This window comes from Pseudomonas fluorescens, assembly GCF_902497745.1.
Taxonomy (GTDB): Bacteria; Pseudomonadota; Gammaproteobacteria; order Pseudomonadales; family Pseudomonadaceae; genus Aquipseudomonas; species Aquipseudomonas fluorescens_BM.
Map to the genome: position 1 here is coordinate 140,578 of NZ_CABVHJ010000005.1, position 16,058 is coordinate 156,635.

At 59.3% G+C, this 16,058-nt stretch carries 11 protein-coding genes; all 11 read right to left on the reverse strand.

Annotated features, from left to right (window positions below; all coding sequences use genetic code 11):
- Window positions 1-8: 8 nt before the first annotated feature.
- The 11 genes from F8N44_RS09650 to yaaA all read right to left on the reverse strand — a co-directional run bounded on the left by F8N44_RS09650 (window position 9) and on the right by yaaA (window position 15,980).
- Window positions 9-1,184, reverse strand: coding sequence for an alginate O-acetyltransferase (locus F8N44_RS09650; RefSeq protein WP_150650149.1), 1,176 nt, complete (start codon window positions 1,182-1,184; stop codon window positions 9-11).
- Between the two features lie 10 nt (window positions 1,185-1,194).
- Complete coding sequence (locus F8N44_RS09655) at window positions 1,195-2,760, reverse strand: MBOAT family O-acyltransferase (RefSeq protein ID WP_064118394.1); 1,566 nt, start codon at window positions 2,758-2,760, stop codon at window positions 1,195-1,197.
- Between the two features lie 338 nt (window positions 2,761-3,098).
- Complete coding sequence (locus tag F8N44_RS09660) at window positions 3,099-4,223, reverse strand: mannuronate-specific alginate lyase (protein ID WP_150650150.1); 1,125 nt, start codon at window positions 4,221-4,223, stop codon at window positions 3,099-3,101.
- An 8-nt stretch (window positions 4,224-4,231) separates the two neighbouring features.
- The gene (locus F8N44_RS09665; protein WP_150650151.1) at window positions 4,232-5,692 is read right to left on the reverse strand and encodes an alginate O-acetyltransferase; all 1,461 of its coding nucleotides are present in this window, start codon (window positions 5,690-5,692) and stop codon (window positions 4,232-4,234) included.
- 10 nt (window positions 5,693-5,702) lie between these two features.
- Window positions 5,703-7,274, reverse strand: a complete 1,572-nt coding sequence (gene algG, locus F8N44_RS09670) for a mannuronan 5-epimerase AlgG (RefSeq protein ID WP_150650152.1) — start codon at window positions 7,272-7,274, stop codon at window positions 5,703-5,705.
- A 26-nt stretch (window positions 7,275-7,300) separates the two neighbouring features.
- Window positions 7,301-8,782 (reverse strand): alginate export family protein, encoded by a 1,482-nt coding sequence (locus tag F8N44_RS09675; protein ID WP_150650153.1) that lies wholly within the window; start codon window positions 8,780-8,782, stop codon window positions 7,301-7,303.
- A complete protein-coding gene (algK, locus tag F8N44_RS09680; protein ID WP_412071508.1) occupies window positions 8,779-10,290 on the reverse strand; it encodes an alginate biosynthesis TPR repeat lipoprotein AlgK in 1,512 nt (503 codons plus the stop codon). The genes F8N44_RS09675 and algK overlap by 4 nt, the downstream gene beginning before the upstream one ends.
- Window positions 10,291-10,299: 9 nt before the next feature.
- Window positions 10,300-11,469, reverse strand: coding sequence for an alginate biosynthesis protein Alg44 (locus F8N44_RS09685; protein ID WP_150650155.1), 1,170 nt, complete (start codon window positions 11,467-11,469; stop codon window positions 10,300-10,302).
- Window positions 11,470-11,504: 35 nt separating this feature from the next.
- The gene (alg8, locus tag F8N44_RS09690; protein WP_191630881.1) at window positions 11,505-12,986 is read right to left on the reverse strand and encodes a mannuronan synthase; all 1,482 of its coding nucleotides are present in this window, start codon (window positions 12,984-12,986) and stop codon (window positions 11,505-11,507) included.
- A gap of 87 nt (window positions 12,987-13,073) precedes the next feature.
- On the reverse strand, window positions 13,074-14,390 hold the full coding sequence (locus tag F8N44_RS09695; protein WP_007914305.1) for a nucleotide sugar dehydrogenase: 1,317 nt from the start codon (window positions 14,388-14,390) through the stop codon (window positions 13,074-13,076).
- Window positions 14,391-15,200: 810 nt separating this feature from the next.
- Window positions 15,201-15,980 (reverse strand): peroxide stress protein YaaA, encoded by a 780-nt coding sequence (gene yaaA / locus F8N44_RS09700; RefSeq protein ID WP_150650157.1) that lies wholly within the window; start codon window positions 15,978-15,980, stop codon window positions 15,201-15,203.
- Window positions 15,981-16,058 lie beyond the last annotated feature (78 nt).

Sequence of the window (16,058 nt, forward strand, 5' to 3'; positions counted from 1 at the left end):
CCTCTCTTTCAGTTTTGCGCCCGATCGGGCGTCTCGGATTTAGTGTTGATTGCTACGTTTTGCTGGCGCGCGCCGGCTTGTTTAAGCTCTGCGACCCACTGCGGGTCGGCGTCGCCGATTTCGTTGTTCACAGGCAGATAACGTTCAGGAAACTCCCAGATCAGCACCTGTGGCGGGCTGTTCTTGAAGTCATCGCTTTTCAGGTAGCTGAGCATCGGCAGGATCGGGCCGTGGCCGTCTTCGGCGTAGCTCACCACGTCGCTGTGCAGCGCTTGTTTCAGCGCACCGACGAAGTTCCAGTTAGGGTTGGCGCTGTAGCTGGTGCCGACCAGTGCCACCGGCACTTCATTGCTGGCGAACAGCGCGTCGTCGCCGGCAGGCTGATCGCCGGCCGCGACGGTGTTGCGCTTTTGCAGCGGCTCTTGCGCCGGCATCAGGTTTTCAAACAGCGGATCGAGCGGCAGGAACAAGCGCAGATCGCCCTTGTGCGTGACCTTCTCCGCTGGCGTGGTAACAAAGCGTTGTGGCTCGCCGCTGAGCGGGAACTTGTCGGCGATGGTTTTCGCCAGGGTGTTGGCTGCAATCTCGGCGCCTTCCGGCGTCCAGTGGGTGTCGGTGCGCAGGAACACTTGCTGACCGTTCTGCTTGGCTTGCTGGAACGGCTTGAGCAAGTCAGGGGCGAGGATCTTGTCGGCGGCTACACGAGCATGGAAATCCTGATAGAGGTTTTCGTGGATGCTCGCCGGTTTCACTTCACCCAGATGCTCCGGGTACAGACGAACCTTGGCCGGCACGATCGCCATTACCAGTTTCACGCCTTTCTCTTTGAGGGTCTGGCGCACGCCTTCGACCAGCGCATAGTTGCCTTGCAGGTTCAGCTCTTCGTTGACGATCGGGTTGAATTCCTCATCGCTGTACAACCACTGATCGCGACCGAGCACCACGCCCGGACGACCCTCGTTGAACAGTTTGAAATCCAGCGCGGCCCAGAGATTGGTACCCAGACGCTTGATCGGGAATTCATCGTCGTAGTGCGTTTCCACAGCCTTGGTCCAACGGCCGTTGAGCACCGTCGCATCGGCGTTGGTGCTGAAGCCGAAGAAGCTGCGAACCGACCACAGACCGAGGACCAACAGCGTCACCAGGAACAGGGCGATGTAGAAGATGCGTAATGAGCGGGTCATGTCAGATCCCTCAGAACTGGAAGTAAAGGAACGGCGAGAAGCTTTGCGCCGAAAGTTTGAGAATCGAAGCGATGAACAGCAGCAGGATCAGGCCGCGCATCACGTAGCGCGACCAATCCGCGCTCCAGTAGGCCGGTTGCACTTGGGCTTCGACGCCGACGGTGTAGCCAGGCTCATGGATGCTCGCCGGGTTTTCGCCTGGCGCTGCTTTGATCATCCCCGGGGTCGCGGTGGCAGGGCCGTTGGCCTCGACGTTGACTTCAGGCTTGGTCTTGGCTGGCGGCTGGTTGGTGTACAGATCGCGCAGGCCGAAGAAGGCCAGCGTCACGTACGCCACCACCAGAGTCGCCACTTGCAGACCGGTGAGGCTGGCCTGATTGAGTTCCGACAGCGACCAGTCGCCGAAGCTGAACATCGCGCCGTACATACGACCGGCAACGTGCAGGTTCTCGGCGCGGAAGATCACCCAGCCCATGACCACGAGCAGGAAGGTCAGCGCCCAGCGGATCGGGTTGAGGCTGCGTGGAGAGGTGTTCAGGCCCAGCGCTTTTTCAATCGCCAGCCACATGCCGTGCCAGGCGCCCCAGACGATGTAAGTGATGTTCGCGCCGTGCCACAGACCACCGAGGAGCATGGTCAGGAACAGGTTGCGATAGGTCATCAGCGTGCCTTTACGGTTACCGCCGAGGGTGATGTACAGGTAGTCACGCAGCCAGGTGGAAAGGCTGATGTGCCAGCGACGCCAGAACTCGGTGATCGACTGGCTGATGTACGGCTGTTTGAAGTTTTCCATGAAACGGAAACCCATCATCAAGCCCAGACCGATGGCCATGTCGCTGTAACCGGAGAAGTCGAAATACAGCTGCGCGGTGTAGGCCAGTGCGCCGAGCCAGGCATCACCTGTGGTCGGGTTCTGCAGGGCGAAGCAATGGTCGGCGACCACCGCGAGGGTGTCGGCAATAAAGACCTTCTTGATGAAACCCTGCATGAACCGCGTGCAGCCCTCGGAGAACTTGTCGAGGGTGTGCGTGCGGTTGTTGAACTGATCGGCGAGGTCGCGGAAACGCAGGACCGGGCCGGCAATCAAGTGCGGGAAGATCGCTACGAATGCCGCGAAGTCGATCAGGTTGCGCGTCGCCGGGGTATCGCCGCGATACACGTCGATGATGTAGCTGATCGACTCGAAGATGTAGAACGAGATCCCGATCGGCAGCAGCACGTGGGTGAGGATGAACGGCTCAAGACCGACCGACGTCATCATCGCGTTGATGCTGTCGACGCCGAAGTTGGCGTACTTGAAGTAGCCGAGGATGCACAGGTCGACTGCGACACCAAGCAACAGCCAGCGCTGTGCCGGTTTGGTCCGCACGCCGGCAGCACCGACTTTGAGGCCGATCCAGTAGTTCCACAACGTGACCGCTGCGAACAGCGCGAGGAAGTCCACACGCCACCAGGCGTAGAACACGTAGCTGGCGATCAGCAGCAGCAGGTTGCGATAGCGTTGCCCGCTCAAGTAGTACAAGCCGAGAAAGATCGGCAAGAACAGAAACAGGAACACGTTGGATGAAAATACCATCCCGATCTCTCCATGTTTGAACCAACAGTCAAGGGCCAAAGCCCCCCCAAACCCCCCGTGGTAGTGGAGGGGTGAAACGGTGTTTCTGTCAGGGGTGTGCCGGGCCTTGAAATCTTTCCCTCACCCCCCGCCCTCTCCCGGAGGGAGAGGGAGCCTGATCTCCATGGTTTTCAGAAAAGGAGATCGACCCGGTATTTCTGTGCCGCCTGATCTCGATTGTTTTTCAACGCCTGAGATCGACTCGGTATTTCATTTCGGCGGATTTCTCAAAAACACCTCGGTCAGTCCCCTCTCCCTTTGGGAGAGGGTTAGGGTGAGGGGCTTTTGCTTTTCGCCTTTCAAGAGCCTTTGTTGCCCTTCTCATGCGACGGGTCGTAGACCTTGGTCAGGTCGCCACCGAGGCGGAAAGTCTTGAACGGCTGCATGCCGCGCTTCTTCTCGATTACATCCGCCGGGCAGGTGTAGAGCGTGCAGAACGGTTCGAGCCAGGCGAATTTCATGTCCTCTTTCAAGTCGGTCATGTCCTGCTCTTTGCCGTTCTTCTTCTCGAATTCATCCGGGTCTTTCACCCCCGCCAACACCCGATCACCCAGACGCTTCAGTGCACCGTTGTTTTCCTGGCGCAAATCAACACCGTTGACCTGGGCAAAACTGGCGATCATCGCCAGCGGCGGCAGGGCGTAGTTGTGATAGGCGAGGGCGCGTTGCTGGCGCTTGAGTTCGTTCGGCAGGAAGCCGTCGGCATCGACTTGATTGACGCCAACCTTGTATTCCTTCACCGCCCAGTCAAACAGGTCGCGGCGGTTGGTCGCGACCGACGTCGCCATCACCGACCATGCAGCCCAGTACGAGTGATTGTTGGTTTTTTCCAGCGGCAAGTTGTCCCAATCGCTGACGACCTGATCGGCCATTTTGCTGAACCACGCCTCGATCAACTGCGCTTCCTGCTGATGCTGGGCCAGTGGATGCGAGTCGGAGAATTTCAGGCGAATGTACGAAGAGGCCATGCTGCCCAGCGCCCATTTGCGCATCGACTTGCCGGTGTGGTTGAAGTCTTTCGACATCAATGCATCGGCCTTGGCCCACGCGGTCAGCCAGTTCAGCGTGCAGTCGAGCTGCTCCGGGCGACCGTCGCGCATGAACTGCATCACCCGTTTGGCAGTGCCGCGTTCCAGCGTGGTGATGTCTTTGGTGGTGTCGCGAAAGGCTTTTTCCGACTGCACGTTCAGCGTTGCGCGGGCCTTGTCCGAACCTTCGTATTTGCTGCGAAATTGCAGCGCCCCGGTATACGGCGTCGGCATCGCGTCGCAGCCTTCACTTTTGTCACCAGTCTTGAATTTATCCACAGGCGCAAAATAGCCCTGAGGTGGACGCAGTGGCGCGGCGGCCTGCGCGGTGCCGGCGAAGATCGCCAGCCCGAGCAGCGTCGGCGCTAAAAGAGTTTTCAGTTTCGAGTTTCGCATAGCAGACCTCATTGCCCGACCTGAGCGGTTTGTTGCCCAGCGCCCGGGAATACGTTGCGTTTGCAGATTTTCGCTTCGACTTTCTGCGGCGCGGTGCCCGCTTCCGGGCCCTGGACTTCGACCGCCAGCAGGTTTTGCGAGGCCCAGTCTTCGTCCGTGCGCAGCTCAAAGGCGAAACGACCGTCGGTGTCGGAGGTTTCCGGTTTCTCGATCTTGATGTCCTCGTGGCGACCGTTCATGTACCAGAGGGTGGCTTGCAGGGTTTTCACCGAAGGGTCGGCGAAGCGGATGTCGACCTGATGGCTGCTGTTCTGCAGGTTCAGGTTCTTGCTGTTGACCAGCAGTTCTTGTTTGCTGCCCGGCTTGAGCGTGGTGCTCGCGGTCATCTGTGCGTCTTTGCCTTCGCAGCCGTTGTCGAGAAGAGACATCATCTGGCGATAGATGGTTTCCTGGTCGAGGCGGTACAGCGGCGAGAATTCCCAGATGAGAATTTTCGGCGGAGTCTTCTGGAATTCGTCGCTGCCCAGGTACTGCAACATCGAACCTTCCAGGCCACCGCCGGGGAAGGCGACGTTGAGAATGTCAGCGCCGATGGCTTCTTCGAGGAAGCCGGCGAAGTTGTAGTTCTTGCCGCTGTGCGAAGTACCGACGAGGGTGATTTGCGGATTGCCGGAATCGCCGAACAGGTCGCCGTCACCCGCTTCGCCCTTAGGCTCGGTGGTGAATTGATCCATGTACTGGATGGCGTAACTGGTGCCGCACAATTGCCCGGCCATGTTGTGCAGGGTGCCGGTCTTGCCCATGCGCCCGGAGCGCTTGGTTTCGAATTCACGCTTGGGAATGTCGGCGAAGGCCGGAATCTGCTTGACCTTCTCGGCGACGATTTTCGCCGTGCGCTGTGCACCGTATGGCGTCCAGTGCTGGTCGCCACGGAAGTAGAAATCGTGGGCGGGCAGGGTGTCCGGCAGCGATTCGTTGGTCAGCGGCGACAGGTCCGGCACCACGTAACCCATCTTGGCGAAACGGCCGAGCATGGTCTTGTAGTTGCCCAGCGCTTTCTCGTAATCGAACGCGGCTTTTTCCTGCGGGTTGAGCTTGTTGCGGTTCACCAGACCACGGGTCGGCTGATAAACGATCACCAGTTCAACGCCTTTGGCCTTGAACGCATCGTGCAGCTGTTGCAGGCGTTTGTAGCCGGCCGGGGTGGTGTTGAACTCGGTGCGCAAATCTTCCTGAGTCCGGAACAACCAGTCGCCTTGCGCCTGCACCAGCGTGGTGAAGTTCTGCTGATAACGCGTGGTGTAGTTCTTCGCGTCATGCGCCGCCGGGCACAGGTTGCAGCACGGTTCGGCGCTGAATTTTGGCGGCGTGGCAGCGGCGCCTTCATCGGCGCGGGCACCGTTGCTGGCCGCGAGAATGCCCACGGTCAGGGCCGACAGGCTGAGTAATCTGATCAAGTGTGGGTGCATAAAATTATCCTCAGTCCTGCATTTCGGTCTGGCGTTCGACAGGGTCGATCAGCACGGCTTTCTGCTGGCGCACCAGCAGGTCGAGAATTTCATCCTGGCGCTCGCCGAGGATGCCGTTGAAGCTGATGCCGCTGGATTTGGTCGGCGCCAGCATCGACACGCGATACAGCTCGACACTCAACGGTGAATCGATCGACAGCGGGCCGCTGCCATTGGCCGCCAGTTCACCGCCAACGACGATCAGCGACACCTGCGCATCGAACGGGTCGAGCTTGATGTCACGGTCGGTGTCGGTGAGGTCTTTGATGTGGCCGTAGACGCCGGTCAGGCCGTTGGCCATGGCGACGTTTTCGTAGAGGCGGATGTTCACGCTGTTACGAATGCGAATGCCGTGGCGCTTGTTGCTGATGACCTTGTTGCCCCACAGCAAATTGTCGGCGGACTCGTAGAGGGTGATGCCGTCGGTGTGGTTCTTGTAGATCTCGTTGTAGGCAATGATGTTGTTGACGCTGTTACGGTCGATCACCAGGCCCGAGAGGTGGTTGTCGAAGCTCTTGTTGTTGAAGATGAAGCTGTCGTTGACCTCACGGGAAATAATGATCCCGTGCTTCTTCTTCGTGCCGTGCACGGTGTTCTCGGCAATGATCAGGCCGTGGGAACGGTCGTGCGGGTCGATGCCGTAGACGATGTTGTCTTTGTAGGTGTTGCCCTTGACCACGAAGTCGCGGGTCTCGTAGCAGTAGAAGCCGTACCACATGTCAGAGAACTCGGAGCCGACGATCCAGCCAGTCGGTTCAGGACGCTTGAGCACCTTGGCCATGTTTGGCGTGTACTGGGAAATACTCACCCCGTACGACTTACTGTTGGCGTAGCCGAAGCTGGCCATCTTGCTGTTGACGATGTAGGTCTCGGTGCCACCCCAAGCGAGCAGGAACGGGCGGAACTCCTTCGGCGAACGGAAAGTCGCCGGGCCGTTTTCCTTTTCGCGCCAGCCGGTGACTTTGGTGTCACGCACGAATAGTTGACCGTCGTTGACCATGAACGCACCGGCCTCTTGCGACAGGCGCAGTTCCTGGGTCTGGCCGTCGATTTCGAGGATGCCTTTACGGCCCACGACGATCGGCAGCTTCGACAGGTACACGCCCGGCGAGGTCTCGCTGAAGTACTGCTTGGGCAGCTTCTTCGCCAGATCTTTGAGGTTCATGTAACCGTCGTCGACGAAGATCGCCTGCGGGATACCGTGCTGACGCACCACCCATTCGGCCATCTTGTTGTCGCCGCCGATGAAGTCCTTCAGCGCGTCTTCCTGCATCATCCGGCGCACGCTGATCTTGCCCGCTTTGCTGCGGTTGATCTTCGCGGCGGCGGCCTCGGCGGTGAAGCCGGAAAGGTCGGGCAGTTTTGGCGCGGCCAGATTCAGCGCTTCGGTGGGTGCGCTGCTGACGGTGTAGGTCTTGGCTTGTTGCAGCTCCTTGGCCGTGGTCGCAGGCTTTGCCGGCTCCACGTTGGCGAAGGCGCCAGCGCTGGCCAGCAGCATCGCGCCTGCCAGCAGGCTGAGTGAGCCTATCCTGGTGCTGATCATGTCGGGCACTCCCTTGGCGGTTTGCATCAGAAGCGCCAGATCACGTCGATGAACGCGCGGTGCATGTACGAATCAACCTGCTTGCCGTAGGCATCGCCCGGTTTGAACACACCGCCACGGAAGCGCACCAGGGCCGAAGGCTCGTCGATCGACTGGCTCAACGCCGCCGGCAACAGGCCCTGCTTGAAGTACTTGGTGACGACCAGGTCCATCTCCTGACCGAGATCCTTGTTGCCGTCTTCAAGCGGCAGCGAGGTGCTGGAGAGGATCGCGCCGGTGGCGTCGTCGGTGTTGTTTTCCACGGCGTTGATACCGTTGCTGCCGACCGGCTTGTTGCCGTCGACACGCCAGAACTTGTGGTAGATCAGGCTGGCGTCGTACTCGTCGTTGACCATCCACGAACCGAACAACGTCGCGGTCTGCATGTTGTTCATTTCGCCACGGAAGGCTTCGCCGAAACGATGAACACGCGAGCGCGTACCGGTGTAGTTGGAGCGGTTGCTCTCCAGACCGTTCTGCTCGTAATCAGCGCTGGCGCGGGCATAGGCACCGCCGACTTGCCATTGCGGATCGAGGCGCAGACGCACACCGATGTCGGTGGCCCAACCGTTGACGTCATCGCTGCGCTTGGCTTGCGCCGGGCGCGAACCATCGGCGTTCAGCGCGTTGACCGTGTCGCGGTCGCCGCTCATGCCGGTGATGCTGCCCCAGTAGTTGACGGTGTTGGTGTTGCGCCAGTTGTAGGCGTCGCTGTCGGCGGTCAGGCCGATCCAGCTGATGTCGCCATTCTCGGTCTTGTCCAGCGAGTCGCGCGGAACACCCGGTTCGGCGTAATCGAGTTTGCCGTCATCATGGGTGTGGTGACCACGAATGCCGACCCAGTTGCCCGGCGTCCACTGATAGGCCGCATCGGCGTAGGCGTGCAGGCGATCCTTGTCTTTCGGCGCCAGCTCTTTGAGGTCGGTGCGGTATTCGCTGAAGCGTTCGGCAACACCGGCGTTGGCACGCAACAGGGTGGTGTCGAAGGTCCAGTTCAGCGCTTCGATGTTGGTGTCGCGCCACTGGCCATCGTCATTACGCAGACGCTGGCGACCGAACTTGAGCATTTCGCCCGGGTACGGCGTGAGGCCGCTGTAGCCGACCCAGAACTCGCGCATCGCCAAATAGTTTTTCTTGGTTTTGCGATCACCGTTGTCGGTGGCTTGCTCACCGTCGGATTGTTGCAGGGTGTCGGTTTCGATGATGTCGGTCGAGGTTACAGCCTGGCCCATGGCGTAGGCGCTCCACGCGCCGCTTTCGCCGTAGATCCACGGACGCAGGTCGAGGCCGACGCCGTTGACGTCGCCGCCGCTGGCGGTGCCGAGGTCACGGTCGTCTTCGGACTGGCCGGTGACTTTCACTTCGAGGCCAAAGTTCTTGGTTTCAGTCATCGCGGCCAGTGTCGGGCAAGACCAGATCAGCGCGAACGAGAGGCCAATACCGGCCTTCACGAATGGATTCAACTTCATAATTTTTCCTCGCCGTCTTCTTCTTGCAGGGCGTGCAGTTGCAGCGTGTTCGGGTTCAGAGCGCCACGGCTGGCTTGCTCTTGTTGCAGCAGACGTTGCGCTTCGGCGAGACGCTCGGGCGGCAATTGCGCGGCGAGGGTAGTCGCCAGCTCATCGGCTTGCGGGGTGTTTTGCGCCTTGGCCAATTGGCTGAACACGTAGGCGTTGAGCGGGTCGGGCTTGGTGCCCTTGCCTTGGGAGAACAGTTGGGCGATGGCGAAATCGGCGCTGTTCTGGCCGTTGCGTGCAGCGGTCAGCAGGTGGTCGAGAGCCTTCTGCGGGTAGACCTTGCCCAGGTAACCACGACGATAGATCTGGCCGAGGTAGTAGTCGGCGGCGACTTCGCGGCCAACGGCTTTCTGGAAATGTTCTTCGGCGACTTTGGCGTCGGCCGGAACCATTTTGCCTTCGTAGTAGAGCTTGCCCAGCAACAGTTCGGCGCGCGGCTGGTCGGCGGCGCGGCCGTTGTCGAGGTACTTCATCATCTGGTCGACGTCACCCAGTTCCGGGTAGTCGTAGAGCAGTTGCGCGAGGGTCACCCACGACGCCGGGTAGCCCGGAGCGATTGGTTCAAGCAGCGACTGCGCGGTTTTTTCGTCAGGCTTGCCCAGGGTCGAATCGGCCAGTACACGGGCCACGGAATCGACGCGTTGTGCGGTGACGGTGCCACGGCTGTAACTGGCCTGCATCTGCTTGATCAGTTCGGCTTGCTGTTCTGGCTGGGCACGTTTCTGATAGACCGTGGCCAGTTCGACGTAGCAGATGTCGGTGGTGTTGAGCGCGGCTTTGCAGATCTTTTCCACGTCATCCAGGTGCTGGTCGTAGGTGCCTTGAGTGCGATACAGCAGCACCTGCGCCAGACCCGCTTCCGGGTAGCCGGATTTGCGCCACTGATCGATCTGCTGCTGCGCGTTGATATTCGGGAAGCTGTGCGGGTATTGCAGGTAGAGCATCGCCAGCGGGATCAACGTGTTGCCTTCGCCATTGGCGGCGGCTTTTTTCAGCAGGCTTTCGGCTTCGTGGTGCTCGGCTTCGGTGGAACCCGGTTTGGCCACCAGCAGGCGACCCAAGCGTGCCTGGGCACGCGGCGAAACACTGGCGGCGGCGCGGTAAGTCGCTTCAGCCTGTTTCATTTGCTCAGGATCGCGGCTGTCGACCTGGATGTCGGCGAGGCCGACTTGCGCTTCGCTGTAACCCAGATCGGCCAGTTGCTGATAGTTCTGCGCGGCGGTGGCGGTGTCGCCACGCTTGAGCGCTTCGTTGGCCAGACGCTGATCGGGCAGGCCGGCGCAACCGGCCAGACTCACCGCCAATGCCAAGGCACACACCGATCCCATGTGGGAGCGAGCTTGCTCGCGAAAGCGGTGTGTCAGTCGGCACTGAGGCTGAATGTCAGAATGCATTCGCGAGCAAGCTCGCTCCCACAGGGATTGTGGTGTTCTGAGGATGGGTGGAGTAGTCACAGGCATGTCCTCGACTTAAAGACCGGCAGCCATGGCTTTGTCGATCAGCCAGTTCAGGTTCGGGCCACGGTCGCTGTTCACTTCCACCGGGCGGCCGGCCAGGCTGCTGTCGAGCGGCTCGTCAGGCTGGATCTGCACGCGGATGTCGGAGGACAGGTCGGCGCTTTTCAGGCTGGTGCTGCTGACGATCTTGCCGGTGCGGGTCTTGTCTTCGCCGGCGATCTGGAAGCTCACCGGAGTGCCCGGACGCACGTCGCCGAACTGGCGATAAGAGAAGCGCGCATCAACGGTGGCCTGGGTATTGCGCGGCACCAGTTGGAAGATCACATCGCCCTTGCTCGCGTATTGACCGTCGGCGACCAGTTGCTGGGCCACGGTGCAATCGCATGGCGAAGTCAGGGTGCCGGTCATTTGCTTGCCGAACAGTTCTTCAACCTTGGCCGGCGACAGTTGATCTTCTTCCAGATGGCCCTTGAGCACATCAAGCATGCTGGTGCTGAAGGTCGCCAGTGGCGCGCCTTTGGCCGCGACGCCATCGGACTTGACCAGGCTCTGCACGGTGCCGTCGCGCGGCATGGTGATGTTCATCCCCGGCACGCTGACCAGACCGGCTTGCGCGTGACTGACGAAGTACATGCCATACACCGATTTGAAAATGAAACCCGCCGCGACCAGACCGACCGCGAAGATACCGGCGCTAAAGGTCACTGCTTTCAGTCGGCCGAACGGGGTCATGCCAGAGCCGCCGTCCTTGACCTTGCGCGCTTTGGTGAAATTGTCGCGCTGCAGGGTAGCCAGCACTTCGCCGATGCTGACGATGTCGCCGGCCAGGTGCGAAGTGATCAGGTGGCGCAGGGTGGAAATGTCCTGCTGCTCGAGGTTCTGGAACTGGCAGCCGACGCGACCGGTCTGGCGGTCGTAGGAGCGCACTTGCAGTTCAACGTCCATGGCCAGGCCGAGGTTGTCGATGACGAATTGCAGACGCGCCTTGTACACCTCGCCGATGGTCAGTGGCATTTGCCCGGCGTTGAACGCCAGACCACCGGCAGACAGGTCGATGACCCGCGCTTCGACCGGCGTCCGGTCGGGACCGAAGAAGCGCAGTTTGGCCGGGATTTTCACGCGGGCGTGTTGGCGCTGGGCTTCGGATTCATGCACTACGTTGGCGTTGACGGCGGTATTCATAGGGGCGATTTCCTTGTTAATTCAATAGGGGCGGGTCAGACCATCATCAGCAGCACGGCGACGAAAATGCTGCCGGCGGAGAAGGTCATGGTCCGAGACGACCAGGTGTTGAACCAACGTTGAAAGCTGGCGAGATCACGGGTCAGGGATGTGGGTTGGCGAGTCCAGGATTGTTGGTCGAGGCGGAAGAACACATAGATCTTCACCAGTGCACCGACGATCTGGTTGTAATAGAGAATCGCCGGGTAAGCCGGGCCGATGCGGTGACCGGAACACGACAACAGCAACGTCAGGATCAGGCGGGTGATGCCGATCCACAGCAGGTAAACCAGGATGAACGCGGTGCCGTACTTGAAGCTGGCGATCATCGCCACGGTCAGACCGAGCAGGGATGTCCACATCGACACGCGCTGGTCGAACAGTACCACCGAAGTGAAGGCGCCAAGGCGTTTCACACCCAGGCCCAGTGCTCGCGAGTTCTGGCGCAGGTTGTTGCCGTACCAGCGGAACATCAGCTTGCGGCTGGCCTTGATAAAGCTCTTTTCCGGCGGGTGTTCAACGGTGTTGATCGCCGCGTCAGGCACGTAAAAGGTGTCGTAACCGAGGCGCATCAGGCTGAACCAGCTCGACTTGTCGTCGCCGGTCAAGAACTTGAAGCGGCCCAGACGCCAGTGTTGCAGCGAGTCGCTTTCCACGTCGGCGATAAATTCCGGGTTGGTCACCACGGTGGCGCGGAATACCGACATCCGGCCGGTCATGGTCAATACGCGTTTGGACAAAGCCATCGAGCACATGTTGATGTGGCGCTGGGCGAAACGCAGCTTGTGCCATTCGCTCATGATGTAGCCGCCGCGCACTTCGCAGAACTCGTTGGTGGTCAGGCCGCCGACGTTGCCGAACAGCTGGAACCACGGCACGGTCTTGCGCACGGTGCCTTCGCCGAGCACGGTGTCGCCATCGATCACGGCCACCACTGCGCGGTCGTCCGGCAGGTGACGGGAGATCGCGCGGAAACCATAGGCCAGGCCATCGCGTTTGCCGGTGCCGGGAATGCGCACGAAGTCGAGCTTGACGCGGTCGGGCGGATTCATCCGGGTCCACAGTGCCTTGACCAGCAGCTCATCGGACATTTCCACGATCGAGCAGACCACGGTGGTCGGCAGTTCGCAGTCGATGGCTTCACGGATCACCGAGCTGTAGACCTGCGCGGTGGTGAGCGCGTCGATACGGAAACTGGTGACCATCAGAAACACATGCGACGGATCCGCCGCCTTACCCAGCTTGCGCACTTTGCGGCGCAGGTGCGGGTAAACGATGTAAAGAAAAATCATGCCGCGCACAAAGTGCGTTGCACCCATCGAGTAGCGCCAGATACCCACGGCGCCAATCAGGAAAATGAAGTCCTTCGACTCGGAGTCGAATGTGGACGTGGGCAGCATCAAGGCCAGGCCCATCAGCAGACTGAGATAAAAAAGCCAGCCGGCTGATTGCAGAAAAAAATGTTTGAGCTTGCTCATCAGCGTCATCCGAAGGTAAGGGAGGCTTCAAGCTGCAAGCTTCGAGCTGCAGGTCCTGCAGCTCGAAGCTTGTCGCTTAGGTCTGCATTACCAGCAGATACCCTCGGTGCGCGTACCAGCGTCGGTGGCTTTGGCCATGAAGCCGACCAGGTCGATGACCTGCTTGCCGTGCGGCGCTTGCTGTGCCAACGGGCGGAACTTCTCGTCGCGGTTGCCGAGGATGATCACGTCGGAGTTGTCGATCACCGAATCGAAGTCCGCGTTGAGCAGGGACGATACGTGCGGGATTTTCGACTCGATGTAGTCCTTGTTCGCGCCGTGAACACGGGCGTACTCGACGTTGCTGTCGTAGATGCTCAGGTCGTAACCCTTGCCGATCAGCATCTCGGCCAGTTCCACCAGCGGGCTTTCGCGCAGATCGTCAGTGCCGGCCTTGAAGCTCAGGCCAAGCAGGGCGACTTTGCGTTTGTCGTGGCTTTCAACGATGTCGAAGGCGTTCTGCACTTGCGATTCGTTGCTGCGCATCAGCGAGTTGAGCAGCGGCGCTTCGACGTCCAGGGAACCGGCGCGGTAGGTCAACGCACGCACGTCTTTTGGCAGGCACGAACCGCCGAAGGCGAAGCCCGGGCGCATGTAGTACTGGGACAGGTTGAGGGTCTTGTCCTGGCAGACCACTTCCATCACTTCACGGCCATCGACGCCGACAGCTTTGGCGATGTTGCCGATCTCGTTGGCGAAGGTCACTTTGGTCGCGTGCCAGACGTTGCAGGTGTACTTGATCATCTCGGCAACGGCGATGTCCTTGCGGATGATCGGAGCGTCGAGTTCTTCGTACAGCGATTGCAGGACGTCGCCCGAGGCCTTGTCGAACTCGCCGATAACGGTCATCGGTGGCAGGTCGTAGTCGGCAATGGCGGTGGATTCACGCAGGAACTCAGGGTTGACCGCAACGCCGAAGTCGACGCCGGCTTTCTTGCCCGAGCAATCTTCGAGAATCGGGATCACCACGTTGGCCACGGTGCCCGGCAGTACGGTGCTGCGCACGACGATGGTGTGGCGAGTGGTTTTTTCACGCAGAACAAAACCGATCTCGCGGCATACCGCTTCGATGTAGTTCAGTTCGAGGTCGCCGTTCTTTTTGCTCGGCGTGCCAACGCAGATCATCGACAGGTCGGTGTCACGAATCGCCTCGGCGAAGTTGGTCGTGCCACGCAGACGACCGGTCTGGATACCCTGTTGCAGAAGTTCGCCCAGGCCCGGTTCAACAATCGGCGACTTGCCGGCGTTGATCATGTCGATCTTGTCTTTGGCAACATCGACGCCAACCACGTCATGGCCCCGTGCAGACAGGCAACCGGCACATACTGCGCCAACGTAACCCAAACCAAATATGCTGATGCGCATCGCAATTACCTCTGTATATATCAGGCCTTAGAGGGCCGGAGTTAATGGTGTTCAGCGTTCATTAGTGCACTCGAAAGTGCGGCTTACAGGCGCCACAATGCCGTGTGCAGGCATACTAAGTTTCGAGTGTCTAAATAAGTGCACTCAAGATGTGCGCAACCAGGCCTTGTTGTTATGACTTGCCCTGTTATGCAGCCGATCTTCTTCGTAGAAGACTCTTGTGCAATCGTCTTATGCGCTCGAAGTCAGGATGAAAGTCCTGTAAATCAAGCGGTTGGGTGCTCAGGCGAGCACGTTTATAGGGGCGCGGCCATGGCCTTTGTAGGGGATATAAATGGTGCGTATCTCCTGTCCTTCGTCTGTTTTGAGACTTGTTAGTCATCTAGGCAAGTTGCTGTGACAACTTGGTTACATGGCTATCTGCTCTGCGTAAGTTATCTCGTACAAACTCGGCGAGAATCGTTACCGGTGGTATGAGCTATGCATTCGGACGAAGTTCCAGTCCACTCATCGCGAAAACTGAAATTTCTTGAAATATTGTCAGAGATGGCACCAGTATCAATTTGATAGCACTTTCCTTTCCGACCTTTAATAACAGGCGAATAATCACGTTAGATAGTTTTGTGCCACTACTGAAAAAAAATTTAGGTGCCACTACTGAAAAAACTGATCAGTGTCGAGTGAAACTAATCTTAGAAAAGACAGGGAGTATTTTTTGGCGCCATAAAAATGGCGAAAACGGGCGGGGGATTTTTGACATCGTGCGAGCTGCACGACTCTATATAGAAAGAGTCGTGCATTGGGCATGCTTTATTCCGGGGCGTGGTCGCGCAAAAACACCAGATTGTCGGGTTTCGACTGTTCGGCGCTGTAGCGATAACCCTGTACGTCGAACTGCTTGAGCAGGGCCGGATCGTTGATTTTTTCCTGGATGACGAAGCGGCTCATCAGGCCTCGGGCCTTTTTCGCGTAGAAACTGATGATCTTGTACTGGCCGTTCTTCTGATCCTTGAACTCGGTATTGATGATCCGCGCGTTCAGAGCTGTGCGCTTGACCGCCGAGAAGTACTCGTTGGAAGCGAGGTTGAGCAGCACGTCATCGCCCTGATCGGCCAGTGCTTCGTTCAACCACTCGCTGATGCGCGTGCCCCAGAAGGCGTACAGATCTTTGCCACGGGCGTTGGCCAGTTTGGTGCCCATTTCCAGGCGATACGGTTGCATCAGGTCGAGCGGGCGCAGCAAGCCATACAGGCCGGAGAGCATGCGCAGGTGTTTTTGCGCGTAGTCGAAGTTGGCTTCGCTGAAGGACTGTGCGTCGAGGCCGGTATAGACGTCACCCTTGAACGCGAGCAGCGCCTGCTTGGCGTTCTCCGGGGTGAACGCGGGCGTCCAGCTGCCGAAGCGCGCGGCGTTGAGCCCGCCGATCTTGTCGGACACGTGCATCAGTTCGCTGATCTGCGCCGGGGTCAGCTCGCGCAGTTGCTGTATCAGCTCCTGGGAATGGTCGAGGTATTGTGGCTGAGTGAAGCGCTGGGTCGCCGGCGGTGTTTCGTAATCGAGGGTCTTGGCGGGGGAAATCACCATCAGCATGAAGTCGTCTCCTTTAATCGTGGGGGCGATTCTAGGGGGTTGTCGGTGTTGACTCCAGCTATGGGGGTTATAGGCAGG